This window comes from Streptomyces sp. R-74717 (assembly GCF_047305335.1).
Taxonomy (GTDB): Bacteria; Actinomycetota; Actinomycetes; order Streptomycetales; family Streptomycetaceae; genus Streptomyces; species Streptomyces atratus.
In genome coordinates, this window is the sequence record NZ_CP102361.1 from 3,086,965 (window position 1) to 3,101,943 (window position 14,979).

Below are 14,979 nucleotides of genomic sequence, written 5' to 3' on the forward strand. Positions count from 1 at the left end.
CTTCAGACGGCAAGCCGACCCCTTGCTGTCACGCCCGGAGGATTCATGACCCCGCCACCCGCCTCACCCGATCCGTACGGCGCACTGCACCACGCGTCGTACGACAGTGAAGGCGACCAGCCGCTGGTCCGTCCATATGCCATGACCGGCGGCCGGACCCGACCGCGCTACCAACTCGCGATCGAGGCACTGGTCTCCACCACGGCCGACCCCGCGCACCTGGGGACGCTGCTCCCCGAGCACCAGCGGATCTGCCACCTCTGCCGTGAGGTCAAGTCGGTGGCCGAGGTCTCGGCGCTGCTGTCGATGCCGCTCGGTGTGGCCCGGATTCTTGTCGCGGACCTGGCGGAAGCCGGCATGGTGGCCATCCACCAGCCGGGCAATGGAGAGGCCGGCGGCACGCCGGATGTGACGCTGCTCGAAAGGGTGCTCAGTGGACTTCGCAAGCTCTAGCGGCGGTGCGGCCCGCGCCACCACCTCGGCGAAGATCGTGGTGGCGGGGGGCTTCGGCGTGGGTAAGACCACGTTCGTCGGTGCCGTTTCGGAGATCAACCCGTTGCGTACGGAAGCCGTGATGACGTCCGCGTCCGCGGGCATCGACGACTTGACGCACACCGGCGGCAAGACGACGACGACCGTCGCCATGGACTTCGGCCGCATCACCCTGGACCAGGACCTGATCCTGTACCTCTTCGGTACGCCCGGACAGGACCGCTTCTGGTTCATGTGGGACGACCTGGTCCGCGGCGCCATCGGCGCCGTCGTCCTCGTCGACACCCGCCGCCTCGCCGACTGCTTCCCCGCCGTCGACTACTTCGAGAACAGCGGACTCCCCTTCGTCATCGCCCTCAACGGCTTCGACGGACACCAGCCCTACACCCCCGACGAGGTCCGCGAAGCGCTCCAGATCGGACCCGACACCCCGATCATCACGACAGACGCGCGGCACCGTGCGGATGCCAAGAGCGGCCTCATCACGCTCGTCGAACACGCACTGATGGCACGGCTGAAGTAGGCGCAAGTCTGTATTGATATACGGCAGTTACCGTAACCAAACGGGGGTGGACTGTGTCCTTTGACACGATCCGCCCCCGTGTTCATAACGTTTCGACAGAGAATTGTCCCGCGTTCAACACCCGATGCATTCAATCGGTACCGCTGTGCTCACATGAGCCCCGCCTTTTGACGGGGCTCGCTCTTTATGCCCGTTTTATCTGAGGCCTGGACCACTCGGAATGGCTGGTTCCGACTGTTTGGAACGCGGCCGGTCCCCGTGCTGGAATTCGACGAACTCCCCAGTAGTACGGCCCTGAACGAAAAACGGCACAACGTAGGTGCCGACGCCGAGAGGTTGTTGGTCGAGTGAGGCGTAGCAACGAGGGCTCCGCGGCACAGCAGGAGCGGGGCAACTTCACCCCGCCGCCGCGCGCCGCGGCGTCGCCTGCCGCCGTGTCCGGGGCAGTGGCGTCCGGTGGCAGCAGCAGCCGGATGTCCCCGCGCAACTGGCGGGTGCCCACGCGGCTGAACGCGATCCTCCTGATCCCGGTGCTGGTCGGCCTGGTCATGGGCGGCTTCCAGGTGAAGGGGTCGATCGACACCTGGCGGGAGGCGCAGGACGCCGAGAAGACCGCACTGATCGTGCGCGCGGCCTCCGTGTACGGTCAGGCGCTCCTCAATGAGCGTGACCTCTCCGCCCAGCCCCTGCTGTCCAACAAGCGTGACGCCGCTGCCGTCAGCCAGGTCCGGGCCACCACCGACGCGGCCGCGGCCAAGTTCGACACGGCCGTGAAGGACCTGCCCAAGAAGCAGGGCCTGGAGCGGCGTCTTCAGCTGTTCCGGCTGGAGGAGCCCAAGCTTCCCGAGCTGCGCAAGGCCGCCTACGCCGAGGGCATGGACCCGGTGAAGACGGAAGAGGGCTACGTCCAGGTGCAGCACTCCCTGATGGAGTTCTGCAACGAGCTCGGTCTGGGCACCGGCAACATCACCAGCTACGGGCGTACGGTTTACGCGATCGAGCTCGCCAAGGCTGCAGGATCGCTTCAGCGCTCCATCGGTATGCATCTGCTGGTGCGTCCGAACCAGGAGGGCACCAAGTTCGACGCCCAGGTCAAAGCCTTCGGCTCGTACAACTACCTGGAGCAGATCGCGCTCGGCGAGTTCGTCTCCGGTGGCACGGAGGCCGACGCAGCCCGGCTGAAGCAGGTCATGGCCGCCAAGTCGGCCGACGGCGCGAAGAAGCTGAAGAAGGCGAAGGAGCAGGCCGACGCCGCGGGTGTCCCGTTCGTCGCGCCGCCCAGTGTCGACGGCTCGGTCTTCGACGGCATGGCCCAGCAGATCGGGCAGGGCAAGTCGCCCGAGAAGCTGGCCGCGAAGGGCATCACGCCCGAGACCTGGATGGCGGCCGCCACCGCCAAGTTCGACGGCTACACCACGGTCGAGGACGAGCTCGTCGACAAGGCCGTGACCGAGGCCGCGGACATCTCGTCCAGCGCCAAGAACGACGCCGTCATCAACGCCGCCGTCGTGGTCGTCGCGCTGCTGGCCGCCTTCGTCCTGGCCGGGCTGATGGCCCGACAGATGAGCCGCTCGATGCGCCAGCTGCGTACGGCCGCCTTCGGGATCGCCGAGCAGCGGCTGCCGATGCTGGTCGACCAGCTCTCCAGGACCGATCCGGGCCGGGTCGACACCCGCGTCCAGCCGATCCCGATCGACAGCCACGACGAGATCGGTGAGGTCGCCCGCGCCTTCGACCAGGTTCACCGCGAGGCGGTCCGGCTGGCGGCCGAGCAGGCCATGCTGCGGGGGAACGTCAACGCGATCTTCACCAACCTGTCGCGTCGCAACCAGTCGCTGATCGAGGGCCAGCTGACCCTCATCACCGACCTGGAGAACAACGAGGCCGACCCGGACCAGCTGGAGAACCTCTTCCGGCTGGACCACCTGGCCACCCGTATGCGCCGCAACGGCGAGAACCTCCTCGTCCTCGCCGGCGAGGAGCCGGGCCGCCGCTGGAACCAGCCGGTCCCGCTGGTCGACGTGTTGCGGGCTGCCTCCTCCGAGGTGGAGTCGTACGAGCGCATCGAGCTCTCCGGGGTGCCGGAGACCGAGATCCACGGCCAGTCCGTCACCGACCTCGTGCACCTGCTGGCCGAGCTGCTGGAGAACGCCACCACGTTCTCCTCACCGCAGACCAAGGTGCGGGTCACCGCGACCCGGCTGCCCGACAGCCGCGTGATGATCGAGATCCACGACAAGGGCATCGGCCTCACCGCCGAAGACTTCGCCGACATCAACCACAAGCTGGCCAACCCGCCGACCGTGGACGCCGCGGTGTCCCAGCGGATGGGTCTGTTCGTGGTCGGCCGGCTCTCCGACCGGCACGGCATCCGGGTCCAGCTGCGTCCCTCGGGCGAGCAGGCCGGAACGACCTCGCTGGTCATGCTGCCGGACGCCATCACCCACGGTGGCGGTGGCGAACCGGTCGCCGCGCAGGACGACTTCACCGTCTCCTCGATCATTCCGCAGCAGCAGACCTTCGAACAGCCGCCGCACCAGCCCCAGATGCGCACGGCGGCGGAGCTCGGCTTCGACGACTCGCGCTACGAGCAGCAGCCGGTGGACGCCACGCAGCTGGACCCGGTGGGCCGCTCGCTGATGCGTGAGGAGCGCCGGGCCGCGCTGGAGGCGCAGACGGTCGGCGAGCGCCCGCAGTTCCCGCAGGAGCAGTACGCCGCGAACCAGCCCGCCGGGAACGAGTACGCCGACAACGGGTACGCCCCGGAGCCGCAGCAGGGCCTGCAGCAGGAGCAGTACGAGCAGGCTTCGTACGACGGCGGCTACGACCCCTACCGCGGCGACACGGGCTTTGCCGAGCAGCCCGACCACGCTCAGGGCGGCTATGCGGAGGCTGCCTATGCGGCCGGTGAGGCCCCGCAGCCGTCGTACGAGGAGCAGTTCGCTCCCCAGCCCCACCAGGATGGGTGGGCGGATCAGAGCGCCTACCAGGGCGCGTACGAGCCGTCGGCTGAGGTCGAAGCGGAATCTGCCCCGAGCACCCCCGCCGAGCCGCAGGAACGCGTAGGCTTCGACCGTCCGGGGCCCACCCCGAACCCCGGCCACGAGCTGACCGACGCCGGTCTGCCGCGCCGGGGCGGTCAGCAGCACTGGCAGCCCACCGGCCGCGGGAACAACCGGCCCGTCGCCGAACAGCAACAGCCGCAGCAGGAACTGCCGCAGCCGCAGTCGCCTGCGCAGCAGAACGGGAACGGCTCCGACGACTGGCGCTCGGCGAACGACGAGCGCTGGGAGCGGGCCGAGAAGCTCCGGGAGCCGAAAGGCCGGCGGGGTCACCCCGTCCGGACTTCCCCGGCGGGTGCCCAAGGCCAATCTGGTCGAGGGCACGGCGGAGCAGACCCTGCAGGACGGCCCTCAGGTCTCCCGCGCCCCCGAGGACGTCCGCGGCAGGTTGAGCAACCTGCGGCGGGGCGTGCTGCGGGGACGTAACGCGGGTTCGGACGCAAGTAATACCTACAACCAGGAGCGTTAGTGTGAGCCCGATGAGCCAGGCGGCGCAGAATCTGAACTGGTTGATCACCAACTTCGTGGACAACACCCCTGGGGTGTCGCACACGGTGGTGGTCTCCGCCGACGGACTCCTGCTGGCCATGTCCGAAGGTTTTCCGCGCGACCGCGCGGACCAGCTGGCGGCTGTCGCCTCCGGTCTGACCTCGCTGACCGCGGGCGCCTCCCGGATCTTCGAAGGCGGCGCCGTGAATCAGACAGTTGTGGAGATGGAGCGCGGATTCTTGTTCATCATGTCCATCTCCGACGGATCTTCGCTGGCCGTTCTCGCGCATCCGGACGCCGATATCGGTCTGGTTGGGTACGAAATGGCCCTACTTGTCGACCGTGCGGGCACCGTCCTCACCCCGGACCTCCGCGCCGAACTTCAGGGGAGTCTCCTTAACTAGTAGACAGACAGTGCGTTTCGCGCCACTGAGCCATAAGGTGCGGTGGCGCGGACCCACTGGGATCGGGACCGGCAGGCGGAGGAGGAATCGTGACAAAACCCCCAGGAGGACACCGGTACGACGGTGGCCAGAACGTGCCGGGTGAGCACGGGGACAATCGCTTCAACTTCCCCTCCGCACCCAGCAGGCAGGGCACACAGCAGCCGTATCAGCCCTTTCCGCAGCCGCCGCAGGGCGCTCAGCCGGGTCCCGGGTGGCCTCCGCAGCGGCCGCACCGCTACGACTCGCCCCAGTCGCCCCGCATTCAGCCCGTACAGCCGCGGCAGGCCCCCGAGCCGGCCGCACCGGCCGCGCACAATCCGCTGGTCCGTCCGTACGCCATGACCGGCGGCCGGACCCGACCGCGCTACCAACTCGCCATTGAGGCGTTGGTCAGTACCACGGCCGATCCGTCCCGGCTGCAAGGGCAGTTGCCCGAGCACCAGCGGATCTGCCGGCTGTGCATCGAGATCAAGTCGGTCGCCGAGATTTCGGCACTGCTCTCGATCCCGCTCGGCGTTGCCCGGATCCTCGTAGCCGACCTGGCAGAGGCCGGACTCGTCGCTATCCATCAGCCCGGCGGCGACGAGTCCGCCGGCGGCCAGCCAGATGTGACACTGCTCGAAAGGGTGCTCAGTGGACTTCGCAAGCTCTAGCGGCGGAGCAGCCCGCTCCACTACCTCCGCGAAGATCGTGGTGGCAGGGGGCTTCGGCGTGGGTAAGACCACGTTCGTCGGTGCCGTTTCGGAGATCAATCCGCTGCGCACCGAAGCCGTGATGACGTCCGCGTCCGCGGGCATCGACGATCTGACGCACACCGGGGACAAGACCACCACGACGGTGGCGATGGACTTCGGCCGCATCACGCTGGACCAGGATCTGATCCTGTACCTCTTCGGTACGCCCGGACAGGACCGCTTCTGGTTCATGTGGGACGACCTGGTCCGCGGCGCCATCGGCGCCGTCGTCCTCGTCGACACCCGCCGCCTCGCCGACTGCTTCCCCGCCGTCGACTACTTCGAGAACAGCGGACTCCCCTTCGTCATCGCCCTCAACGGCTTCGACGGACACCAGCCCTACACCCCCGACGAGGTCCGCGAAGCGCTCCAGATCGGACCCGACACCCCGATTCTCACGACAGACGCGCGGCACCGTGCGGATGCCAAGAGTGCGCTGATCACGCTGGTGGAGCATGCGCTGATGGCTCGGTTGCGGTAGGGGTTCGCCGGTTCGCCCGGCAGCCGTCCTGTCCTCGAACGCCGGACAGGCTCGATTTTCGAGCCCGTCCGGCGTTCGAGGACAGAGCGTGGCCGAAAGTCGCACAATGCGTGAGGCCCCGCACTCCCGGAGGAGTGCGGGGCCTCACGCATGAGAGCGTCTGTCAGCCCTGCCAGGAGTGCGGGGCACGGAAGCCCGGGGTGCGTTCCAGGCGGCGCCATCCGGCGGTGCCGCGGCCACGGTGGGCGGGGGTCGCTGCTGGCTGGGCGGCGGCGCGGGCGAGCAGGACCGCGGTTATGGCGGCCAGCTCCTCGGGGTCGGCAAGACCCTTCTCGATACGCAGCACGGACTCGGCGGCAGTGCTCATGGGTGGTTTCTCCGTCTTCTCGGCAGGTCTTCGCGGGCTCGGCAGGGTTGCTGCGACGCTGCGGACTACTGCGGGGGGTTGCCGTGCTTGCGGGACGGCAGGTCGGCGTGCTTGGAGCGGAGCATGGCGAGCGAGGCGATCAGCACCTCGCGGGTCTCGGCAGGGTCGATGACGTCGTCGACCAGGCCGCGCTCGGCGGCGTAGTACGGGTGCATCAGTTCGGCCTTGTACTCCTTGACCATGCGGGTCCGCATGGCCTCCGGGTCCTCGGCGTCGGCGATCTGCCGACGGAAGATGACGTTGGCGGCACCTTCGGCGCCCATCACCGCGATCTCGTTGGTCGGCCAGGCATAGGTCAGATCCGCTCCGATGGACTGGCTGTCCATCACGATGTACGCCCCGCCGTAGGCCTTGCGCAGGATCAGCGAGATCCTCGGCACAGTGGCGTTGCAGTACGCGTAGAGCAGCTTCGCACCGTGCCGAATGATTCCACCGTGCTCCTGATCCACCCCGGGCAGAAAGCCGGGTACGTCCAAAAGAGTGATGATGGGAATGTTGAATGCATCACACATCTGGACGAACCGGGCCGCCTTCTCCGACGCCTCGATGTCCAGGACACCGGCGAGGGACTGCGGCTGGTTGGCGACGATGCCGACGACCTGGCCGTCCAGACGGGCCAGGGCGCAGATGATGTTGCGGGCCCAGCGCTCGTGGATCTCCAGGTAGTCGCCGTCGTCGACGAGCTCCTCGATGACCTTGTGCATGTCGTACGGGCGGTTGCCGTCGGCCGGCACCAGGTCGAGCAGGACGTCGCCGCGCCGGTCGGCCGGGTCGTCGCTCGCCACGGTGGGCGGGTTCTCCCGGTTGTTGGACGGCAGCATCCCGATCAGGTAGCGGACCTCGGCGATGCAGGTCTCCTCGTCGTCGTACGCGAAGTGCGCGACGCCCGAGGTCTCGGCGTGCACATCGGCGCCGCCGAGGCCGTTCTGGCTGATCTCCTCACCGGTGACCGCCTTCACGACGTCCGGTCCGGTGATGAACATCTGGGAGGTCTCGCGGACCATGAACACGAAGTCGGTGAGCGCCGGGGAGTAGGCCGCGCCGCCCGCGCAGGGGCCGAGCATCACGCTGATCTGCGGGATGACACCGGAGGCCCGGGTGTTGCGCTGGAAGATCCCGCCGTATCCGGCGAGCGCGCTGACGCCCTCCTGGATACGGGCGCCCGCACCGTCGTTCAGCGAGACCAGCGGGGCACCGGCCGAGATGGCCATGTCCATGATCTTGTGGATCTTGGTGGCATGGGCCTCGCCCAGCGCACCGCCGAAGATCCGGAAGTCGTGCGCGTAGACGAAGACCGTACGGCCGTCGACCGTTCCCCAGCCGGTGATGACACCGTCGGTGTACGGCTTCTTCTGCTCCAGGCCGAAGCCGGTCGCCCGGTGCCGGCGAAGCTGCTCGACCTCCTTGAACGAACCCGGGTCGACCAGCAGCTCGATGCGCTCACGCGCCGTCAGCTTGCCCTTGGCGTGCTGCGCCTCGGTCGCCCGGTCACTCGGTCCGCGCCGGGCCTGCTCGCGCAGCGCCAGCAGTTCGGCCACACGGCCACGGGTGTCACTCGGCTCGCCCGGGGTTTCGTCCACAACGGTCATGTACCGACCCTACGAAGCCGGGCAAGTAAATCCTGCCGTCGACTCCGTACAGTCTCCTAACCTGTTTCCTGGCGAAGCCTGACAGAACCTTGGGGACATGCAGGCGAAGCACCAGCCCTTATGGGTCCGTCTTTGTGCGGGTCCGACAAAGGGGCACTGTGGTCTGCCGCACACTCATGTCAGCCTCGGAGTGTGGTCCGGTCGGGGGGGCCGGCCCTCGCGGACGGCATCCGGCCGGTCTCGCACCGCTCCCGTGCCGGTCACCGGGGCGGGACGCACGGTGGGGTTCCGCGAGAATACCCCGGCCCTGCGTCCCCGCTCCTCACTCCTCCTGAGCCCCGGCGTCTACCGGACCTCGCACCGCAGGGTGCCGCCCTCCGTTCCCGGCTCGACCCTCAGCGCCAGCCGTCGGCCGGTGGCACGTACCTCGATCCCCGGGTCCGCCGAGACGACCTCCCGTACCGGCCGCTCCCAGACCACGTCCACCGGCGCACCGGTCCGGTCGGGCCCGCTGACGCACACGGTCGTGGCACGCCGCCCCTCCCGTACGAGCACGCTCGCCGCGGCCGTGACGGAGAGCGGACCGGCCGCACCCGGCTGCCAGAAATTGGCGGCGGTCACCCCCAGCGAGCGGACGGCGACCGCCTGTGCGGCGGCGGTGTTGGCGTGCACGGTCAGCCAGTGCCGGTCGGCCGCGCGGGCGGCGACGGTTCTGCGGGAGGCGCCGGGCATCAGCAGGTAGACGTACTCGGCGTCGACCGGGTCGGTGCCGTGGTCGAGCCAGAGGGTCTGGTAGCGGCGGGTCCGGCGCTCGGTGGAGCTGGTGGTGTTGATGTCGGACCAGGCGCCGGTGCGGTCCTCGCGCAGGGTGCGCAGGTCGGCGCCGTCGGGGAAGACCCAGCCGCCGTGACCCGCGAGGTGGGCCCAGCGGGGGCCGGTGCGGTCGTCGACGATGAGGGGGTCCGTGCCGTCCTCGCCGAGCATGCGGTTGTCGACGATCGTCTCGACGGGGACCTTGTCGGTGCTGGTGATGCCGGCGCCGAGACAGATGACCGTATCGGCGACGCAGAACCACGACTTGCGGGCGTCCAGGGTCGAGCCGAGGCCCTTGAGGTGCTGGCCCACCGCGCCGAATTCGCCGTCCGTGGCGCCGCCGACCCATTTCACCGCGGGTTTGGGCGCGCCCCATTCGCCACCCGCCTTGTCGGCGAGCCGTTTGGTGGACACGGTCGTTCCGGGCAGGCGGTAGAAGTCGACGGTCGGCCAGAACCAGTCGGTGTACTGGTCGTTCTCCTTCCCGCCCGGCCACCAGTAGAGCATTCCGGCGCCGGTGTGCCAGCCGCGCGGATTCTCGCCGTTGCCGCACTCGTAGTGCGAGATCCGCTCCGAGGCCATGGAGATGCCCGCGGCCCAGTCCGGGCGGCGGTGCACGGCGCGGGCCATCTCGGCGAAGAGGTGGTGGCCCACCCGCTCGGGCGCGGCCGGTACGGCGGCGGCCCAGGCCGCGTGCAGCCGGGCCAGGTCCGCGATGCCGAACTGGCGGGCGGTGAGGATCGGACTGGTCCGGTCGCGGGCGATCCAGCCCTTGATCATGCCGTGCCACCGGTCGCGCTCGGCCGCCGAGGCGCCCGCGGCGAGGAGGGCGATCCCGGCGATGACGCCCTGCCCGTGGAAGTGGTCGCTGCGCATCACCTGAAGATCGTCGTTCTTCAGGTAACCGCGGCTGATGGCACGGCCGTTGACACTGTCCATGACCAGGCCGTTGTAGATCAGCGGCGCATAGGCGCGCTCGACGCTGTCCAGGATGATCTGCCGGTTGGGATCGGTGACGGCCCAGGTCGATCCGGCAAGCAGTGCGAAGAGGCGGCCGAGGCCGTCGAGCATGACCTGGCCGTAGGTGCCGGAGTAGGCGACAGTGGTGTGCTGGATGAACGACCCGTCCGCGTACAGGCCGTCTCCCCCGGTGACGTACGGAAAGACGGGTGACAGCGCGTCCCTGGCCAGTGCGACCTTCGCGGGCGCCCTGCCGAGGACGCCGCGCAGGGCGATGGAGCGGCACAGGTCGACGCGGTTGGCGCCGGTGGAGGTGCCGCTGTAGTCGCGGAGCACGGCGTCGGGGATGAAGTGGTCGACGGCGGCACAGGCGGCCTCGACGCGGGCCGCGCCCAGGTGCTCGTACAGGACGGAGGTGATGTCCATGAGGATGCGCGGGCTGCCGATCTGCCACTCCCACCAGTTGCCGTACGGGGTGACGGAGGAGTGGTAGGCCGTCCGGGCGAGGTGGTCGTAGCCGCGGATGATGTCGGCGAGCAGGGCGGCGTCGCCGGTCGATCCGGTACCGGGCTGGGCGTACGCCTGGGTCATCGTCCACAGGCGGCTGTATCCCTGGGTGATGCCGGACGGCGGGTTGTACGTGATGCCGGGCCACAGCGACTCGGCGGCCGGGCTCATCGTGGCCCAAAACCCCCGGGCGAGCGTGCCGATTTCGGCGAGGCGGGAGGCGTACGGTTCGGCGGCCGCGTCGAAGCCGGCGCCGAGCGCGATCCCGGTCCAGCGCAGACGGAGGGTGTCGAACTCGTCGGCCTCGGCGGCCGACGCGGCCGACGCGGAACCGGGGAGGGAGACCGCCAGGGCGGCGGCGGTCGAGAGGGCGAGCAGGGTACGGCGTGACCATACGGGCGGGTTCGGCATGTACGGCTCCAGTTCGCCGGGGGAAAGGCCATCGCATGCAGGTGCGGGACGGGTGCCCGCCATGGGCACCCGTCCCGCATCCTGCGCTCTCAACTACCGCAATGGAAGCGTGCGTCACCCCAGTCCGCGTGGTCGTTGCCGTTGCCGTCCCCGCCGTCGCCGACGACCAGTTCGACGTACTTGGCGCCGGTGGTGTCCGCCGTGAGCGACCAGGCGTTGTCGGCGGCCTTCAGGACCGGAGACTTCACCTTCTCGGTGCCGTCGGCCGTGACGCTGAACTGCACGCTGCCGCGTGAGGTCTGTACGTCGTCCACGCCGACCTGGGCGGTGAAGGAGGTGCACCGGCCGCCCAGGTAGTAGCGGATCTTCGCCGGGGCGTGGCTGCCGAGGCCCTTGGTGTAGGCGGTGCCGCCGATCTTCAGCGGGGTGCCGTCGCCACTGCCCTGCTCTCCGTTGGAGAGGTCCCGCTCGACGGGCCCCCAGCCGTTCTCGGAGGCCGTCCAGTCGAGGTCGCTGGCCCAGCTGTCCGTGGTGGGCGGCGGCGGCAGGGTCCGCACGGAGGTCTGTGCGCCGAGCGTGCGCCGTGCGCCGCCGACCGTGTACATCGCCTCGGAACTCAGGCTGTACGTCCGGTACTTGGCGTCCACCGGCGGGGTGACCTGCCAGTTGCCGGTGACCTTGGCGCCTGCCGCGACCGAGTCGAAGGTGACGGTGCCCACGGGCTCGGCCTTCCAGCCCTCGGGGACGGTCAGGCTCAGCGCGACACCGGTCGCCGCGGTGGCCTCGTAGTTGGTGAAGCTCGCCTTGACGGTGTTGGCCGTGCCCGGCTCCAGGGTCTCGGTCGCCGGGTCGACGGTGAGCGTGCCGCAGGCGGCCTGCTCGGAGGCGGGGGCCGGGCCGAGGTCGGTCACGGTGAACGCGTCGAGGACGAAGTCGGCTCCGTCGGGTGCGTCGCCGCGCTTGCGCAGTCCGGTCCAGGTGTCGCCGCAGCCCGCGGTGACGGTCTCGCTGAAGTGGCCGGTGGTGCGCTGCTGTCCGATGGCGGTGGTGCGGGTCTCGACCGAGTCGGGGTTTCCTCCTGCGGTGATCCGGTCGTAGCCGTCGACCCACTCATAGGCGCCGGCGTGGCTGGACTGGTAGTCGTACTCGACCTTGTAGCGGTGGCCGTCGGCCATCGGCACGGTCCAGGGGGCGGTGCGGTAGACGAGTCCAGTGTTCTCCTCGTGGGCCTTGAGGGACTCCTTGCCGCCGATGACGTCGTCGACGAGCTTTCCGTTCCAGCCGGCCTGGGTGTATGGGGTGTGCAGCTGGGAGATGACGGTCCGGGGGTCGGTGGAACCGCCCGCGTCGCCCTTGAGGAAGGGGCCCCAGCCCTGGTCGACGTCCTCGAAGTCCTCGTACACGACGGTGTTCTTCTTGGTCGCCGGGGCGCTCGCGACGATCCGTACGTCATCGGCCCGGACGCTCGCAGCACTGCCCTTTGCCGCTTCGACACGGAGCGTGGCGCGGCCGTTCGCGGGGGCGGTGAAGTTCACCTTCGCCCGCTGGAAGTACGTACCGTGCCGGTCGGACGCGGCGACGTAGTCCTCGGCGGTGGAGCGGTCCACGGCGACGGACTTCCCGCCGATCGAGAGTGTCGTGTGCCGGGTCTTCCCGGGCTCGACCTCGATGAGCGCGGACGCGGTGTAGCGCTTGCCGGGCGTGAGGCCGTTGATGCTCTGCGAGAGTCCCGCCGTGCCGGTGCCGGAGAGCTCGGCGCTGTTGCGGCCCCGGTCGTCGGTGTCACGGGCGACGGTTCCGGTCTTCGACCAGGCGTCGAGCCCGTCTTCGTTGAAGCCCGGGTCGTCGACCGGGGTGCCCTCGCCCCACTTGGGGTCGGCGGCCATCGGCGCGCGGTCCGGGTAGAGGACGTACGGCTGACCGGCCTCGGCCGTCAGCGTGACCTTCCCGTCGACGGGCTTGACCGTGCCGGTCTTGACCCGGCCGTTGTCGGTGAGCTTGTAGACGGTGTACGCGCCCGTGGACGGCACCGCCCAGCTGCTCGTACCGCCGGACTTGCTGTAGTGGTACAGCTTCTTGCCGCCGTCCCACGGCAGCAGGTAGTCGGTGCCGCTCAGGACCTTGCGGCCGTGGTCGTAGAACGTGCGCTTTCCGTCCTCGACCGTGCCCCGGACACCGCCGGTGAAGGTGATGTCGTTGCCGTCCCAGCGGGTGATGCTCTGCTGCTGGAGGTACTTCGCGGGCAGGTTGCGCTGCCAGATGTTGTTACTGAAGGCGTTCCAGTCGGTCTCGCCGGTCCAGCCCTCGAACTCCTGGATCGCGGTCTGGCCGAGGACCGGGTCGTTGTTCCAGACGTCCTTCTCACCGTTGCGGATGAACCGGATGATCTTCGAGTTGAGGCCCTTGTTCGTGGCGGGGCCGTAGTCGAGGTCATTGGCCCAGTGCGACCAGAGCGAGCCGCGCTCGAACTTGTCGGCCCACTCGGTGGCGACGTTCCAGCCCTGCTTCTGCACTTCCTGGAGGGTCTTGTCGGGGATCCAGCCGTGCGTGTAGTAGACGTCGAAGTAGAGCAGGCTGAGGTTGCGGTCCGTCTCGTCGCGCAGCTGCTGTATCCGCTTGGCGAGGTCGCCGCTGTTCACGTCGCGGCGCTGGTCGATGTAGTAGCTCTGGCCGAGCCAGTTCCAGCCAGGCTTGGTCTTGTCGACGAGCTTCTCGTCGAAGGCGTTGGCCTCCGGATACGCCTCGGTGTCGTTGATGTGGACGCCGAAGGTGGCACCCCACTTCTTGCCGTCCTTCAGGAGCTCGTTGAGGTCCTTCAGCCCGCCGGCGCGCTTGTTGTAGTTGCCGCCGTAGTCGGGGTGGGCGGAGTCGTGGCCCTCGGAGGCGAAGCCCTTGAGGATCGCAAGCTGCCCGAGGCCGTCGGTGGCGAGGGAGACCCGCTTGACGTCGTCGAGGGTACGCAGGAAGGGGTGGGTGGCCTGGCTGGCGAAGTTGAACGGGATGTGGGTGACGACCCGGTCCGGGGTGTCCTTGCTGCCGGGCGCCTTGACGCCGATGGAGCGGAACGCGACGGCGCCGTCCTGCCAGTCGACCGCCTTGTCGCCGTTGGCGTCGGGGGTGACGACAACCTTCGCCCAGGGCAGGTTGTCCCCGCTCTCCGGCTTCGGCGCCCCGTCCCCGCGGTAGGTCCACTGGCCGGACCAGACACCGACCCGGACGCTGCCGTCGTCGGCCTTGCGGGCCTGGTGCCAGAACCGGGCGTCGTCGCCGCCGGTGGCGCCGGAGGGCTTGTCGTACGAGGAGTTGGACTCCACAGCCGCGGCGAGGGAACCGGTGTTGACGAGGGCGTACGAGGCACCGACAGGCGCCTGGTCCGCAGCGGTGTCCGGGGTGACCCGGGCGAAGACGTCGGCGGTCTTCGTCGAGTCGTTGTCCAGCCGCGTGAAGGCGGTGGCGGCGCCGGTGTCCGTGGAGCCGACGGAGACCAGGTCGTGGCCGGGAATGTCGATGGTGCCGACACGGAACGCCTCGGTGTCACGGACGGCCGTCACCTTGAAGGTGGTGGCGCGTCCGGAGACGGAGAGCGAGGCGTCGATCTCGATGCCGGGCAGGTCGGTGAAGGTCAGCGTGTAGTGAGCCGTCGAGGCGGTGACCTCGGGTGCTCCCTTGAGCTTCACGGGGTGTGCGGTGCCGTTGATGGTGACGGCGGTGACCGGCTGCGTACTTCCGAGCAGCCGATCGCCGCTCGCCTTGTCGGTGTACGCCAGGACGCGCGGGAAGTCGTCGGCGACGGCTACCGAGAGCTGCGCGGACTGGATGACGGCGGCGTCCGCGGGCACGGCCGACTCGACTGCGGCGGGTGACGGGGCGGCGGCTGTGGCGGGGAGCGCGGTCCCCACCAGCGCCAGGACGGCGGCTGAGGCGGCGGCGACAGCGCCCGCCGAAGTGAATCTTCGCGACATGTGCCCTGAGTAGTCCCCGTGGCTGGACAGCGTCAACGACGTGCGGCCCCTGGGGGCCCTCCAGTCCAACAACCGCTTTGCGT

General features: G+C 69.2%; 10 protein-coding genes. 6 read left to right on the forward strand and 4 right to left on the reverse strand.

All coding sequences use genetic code 11. From position 1 onward, the window contains the following. Positions 1 to 45: 45 nt before the first annotated feature. The 6 genes from NRF20_RS13815 to NRF20_RS13840 all read left to right on the forward strand — a co-directional run bounded on the left by NRF20_RS13815 (position 46) and on the right by NRF20_RS13840 (position 6,227). Positions 46 to 453, forward strand: coding sequence for a DUF742 domain-containing protein (locus NRF20_RS13815; protein WP_398630319.1), 408 nt, complete (start codon positions 46 to 48; stop codon positions 451 to 453). Further along, positions 434 to 1,015, forward strand: coding sequence for a GTP-binding protein (locus tag NRF20_RS13820; RefSeq protein WP_072487286.1), 582 nt, complete (start codon positions 434 to 436; stop codon positions 1,013 to 1,015). Before NRF20_RS13815 ends, NRF20_RS13820 begins: the two co-directional genes overlap by 20 nt. A 347-nt stretch (positions 1,016 to 1,362) precedes the next feature. Further along, positions 1,363 to 4,503, forward strand: a complete 3,141-nt coding sequence (locus NRF20_RS13825) for a nitrate- and nitrite sensing domain-containing protein (protein WP_413752643.1) — start codon at positions 1,363 to 1,365, stop codon at positions 4,501 to 4,503. Positions 4,504 to 4,556: 53 nt separating this feature from the next. Further along, positions 4,557 to 4,970 carry a roadblock/LC7 domain-containing protein gene (locus NRF20_RS13830; protein WP_030980891.1) on the forward strand — a complete coding sequence of 138 codons (414 nt, stop codon included), beginning with the start codon at positions 4,557 to 4,559 and terminating at the stop codon, positions 4,968 to 4,970. Positions 4,971 to 5,059: 89 nt separating this feature from the next. Next, positions 5,060 to 5,665, forward strand: coding sequence for a DUF742 domain-containing protein (locus tag NRF20_RS13835; protein ID WP_398630321.1), 606 nt, complete (start codon positions 5,060 to 5,062; stop codon positions 5,663 to 5,665). After that, positions 5,646 to 6,227 carry a GTP-binding protein gene (locus tag NRF20_RS13840; RefSeq protein WP_014048542.1) on the forward strand — a complete coding sequence of 194 codons (582 nt, stop codon included), beginning with the start codon at positions 5,646 to 5,648 and terminating at the stop codon, positions 6,225 to 6,227. The genes NRF20_RS13835 and NRF20_RS13840 overlap by 20 nt, the downstream gene beginning before the upstream one ends. Positions 6,228 to 6,390: 163 nt before the next feature. Here the strand turns inward: NRF20_RS13840 and NRF20_RS13845 are convergent, their stop codons facing one another. From NRF20_RS13845 to NRF20_RS13860, 4 genes are all read right to left on the reverse strand, one after another. Further along, positions 6,391 to 6,594, reverse strand: coding sequence for an acyl-CoA carboxylase subunit epsilon (locus NRF20_RS13845; protein WP_398630322.1), 204 nt, complete (start codon positions 6,592 to 6,594; stop codon positions 6,391 to 6,393). 65 nt (positions 6,595 to 6,659) lie between these two features. Further along, a complete protein-coding gene (locus NRF20_RS13850; RefSeq protein WP_114246860.1) occupies positions 6,660 to 8,243 on the reverse strand; it encodes an acyl-CoA carboxylase subunit beta in 1,584 nt (527 codons plus the stop codon). Between the two features lie 345 nt (positions 8,244 to 8,588). Next, complete coding sequence (locus NRF20_RS13855; protein WP_413752644.1) at positions 8,589 to 10,934, reverse strand: polysaccharide lyase 8 family protein; 2,346 nt, start codon at positions 10,932 to 10,934, stop codon at positions 8,589 to 8,591. A gap of 89 nt (positions 10,935 to 11,023) precedes the next feature. Beyond that, on the reverse strand, positions 11,024 to 14,896 hold the full coding sequence (locus NRF20_RS13860; RefSeq protein ID WP_398630324.1) for an endo-alpha-N-acetylgalactosaminidase family protein: 3,873 nt from the start codon (positions 14,894 to 14,896) through the stop codon (positions 11,024 to 11,026). Positions 14,897 to 14,979 lie beyond the last annotated feature (83 nt).

Bases quoted from the DNA above. Each gene is read 5' to 3' on its own strand.
- NRF20_RS13815 (WP_398630319.1), top strand. From the start codon at position 46: ATGACCCCGCCACCCGCCTCACCCGATCCGTACGGCGCACTGCACCAC.
- NRF20_RS13830 (WP_030980891.1), top strand. From the start codon at position 4,557: ATGAGCCAGGCGGCGCAGAATCTGAACTGGTTGATCACCAACTTCGTG.
- NRF20_RS13845 (WP_398630322.1), bottom strand. From the start codon at position 6,594: ATGAGCACTGCCGCCGAGTCCGTGCTGCGTATCGAGAAGGGTCTTGCC.
- NRF20_RS13850 (WP_114246860.1), bottom strand. From the start codon at position 8,243: ATGACCGTTGTGGACGAAACCCCGGGCGAGCCGAGTGACACCCGTGGC.
- NRF20_RS13855 (WP_413752644.1), bottom strand. From the start codon at position 10,934: ATGCCGAACCCGCCCGTATGGTCACGCCGTACCCTGCTCGCCCTCTCG.
- NRF20_RS13860 (WP_398630324.1), bottom strand. From the start codon at position 14,896: ATGTCGCGAAGATTCACTTCGGCGGGCGCTGTCGCCGCCGCCTCAGCC.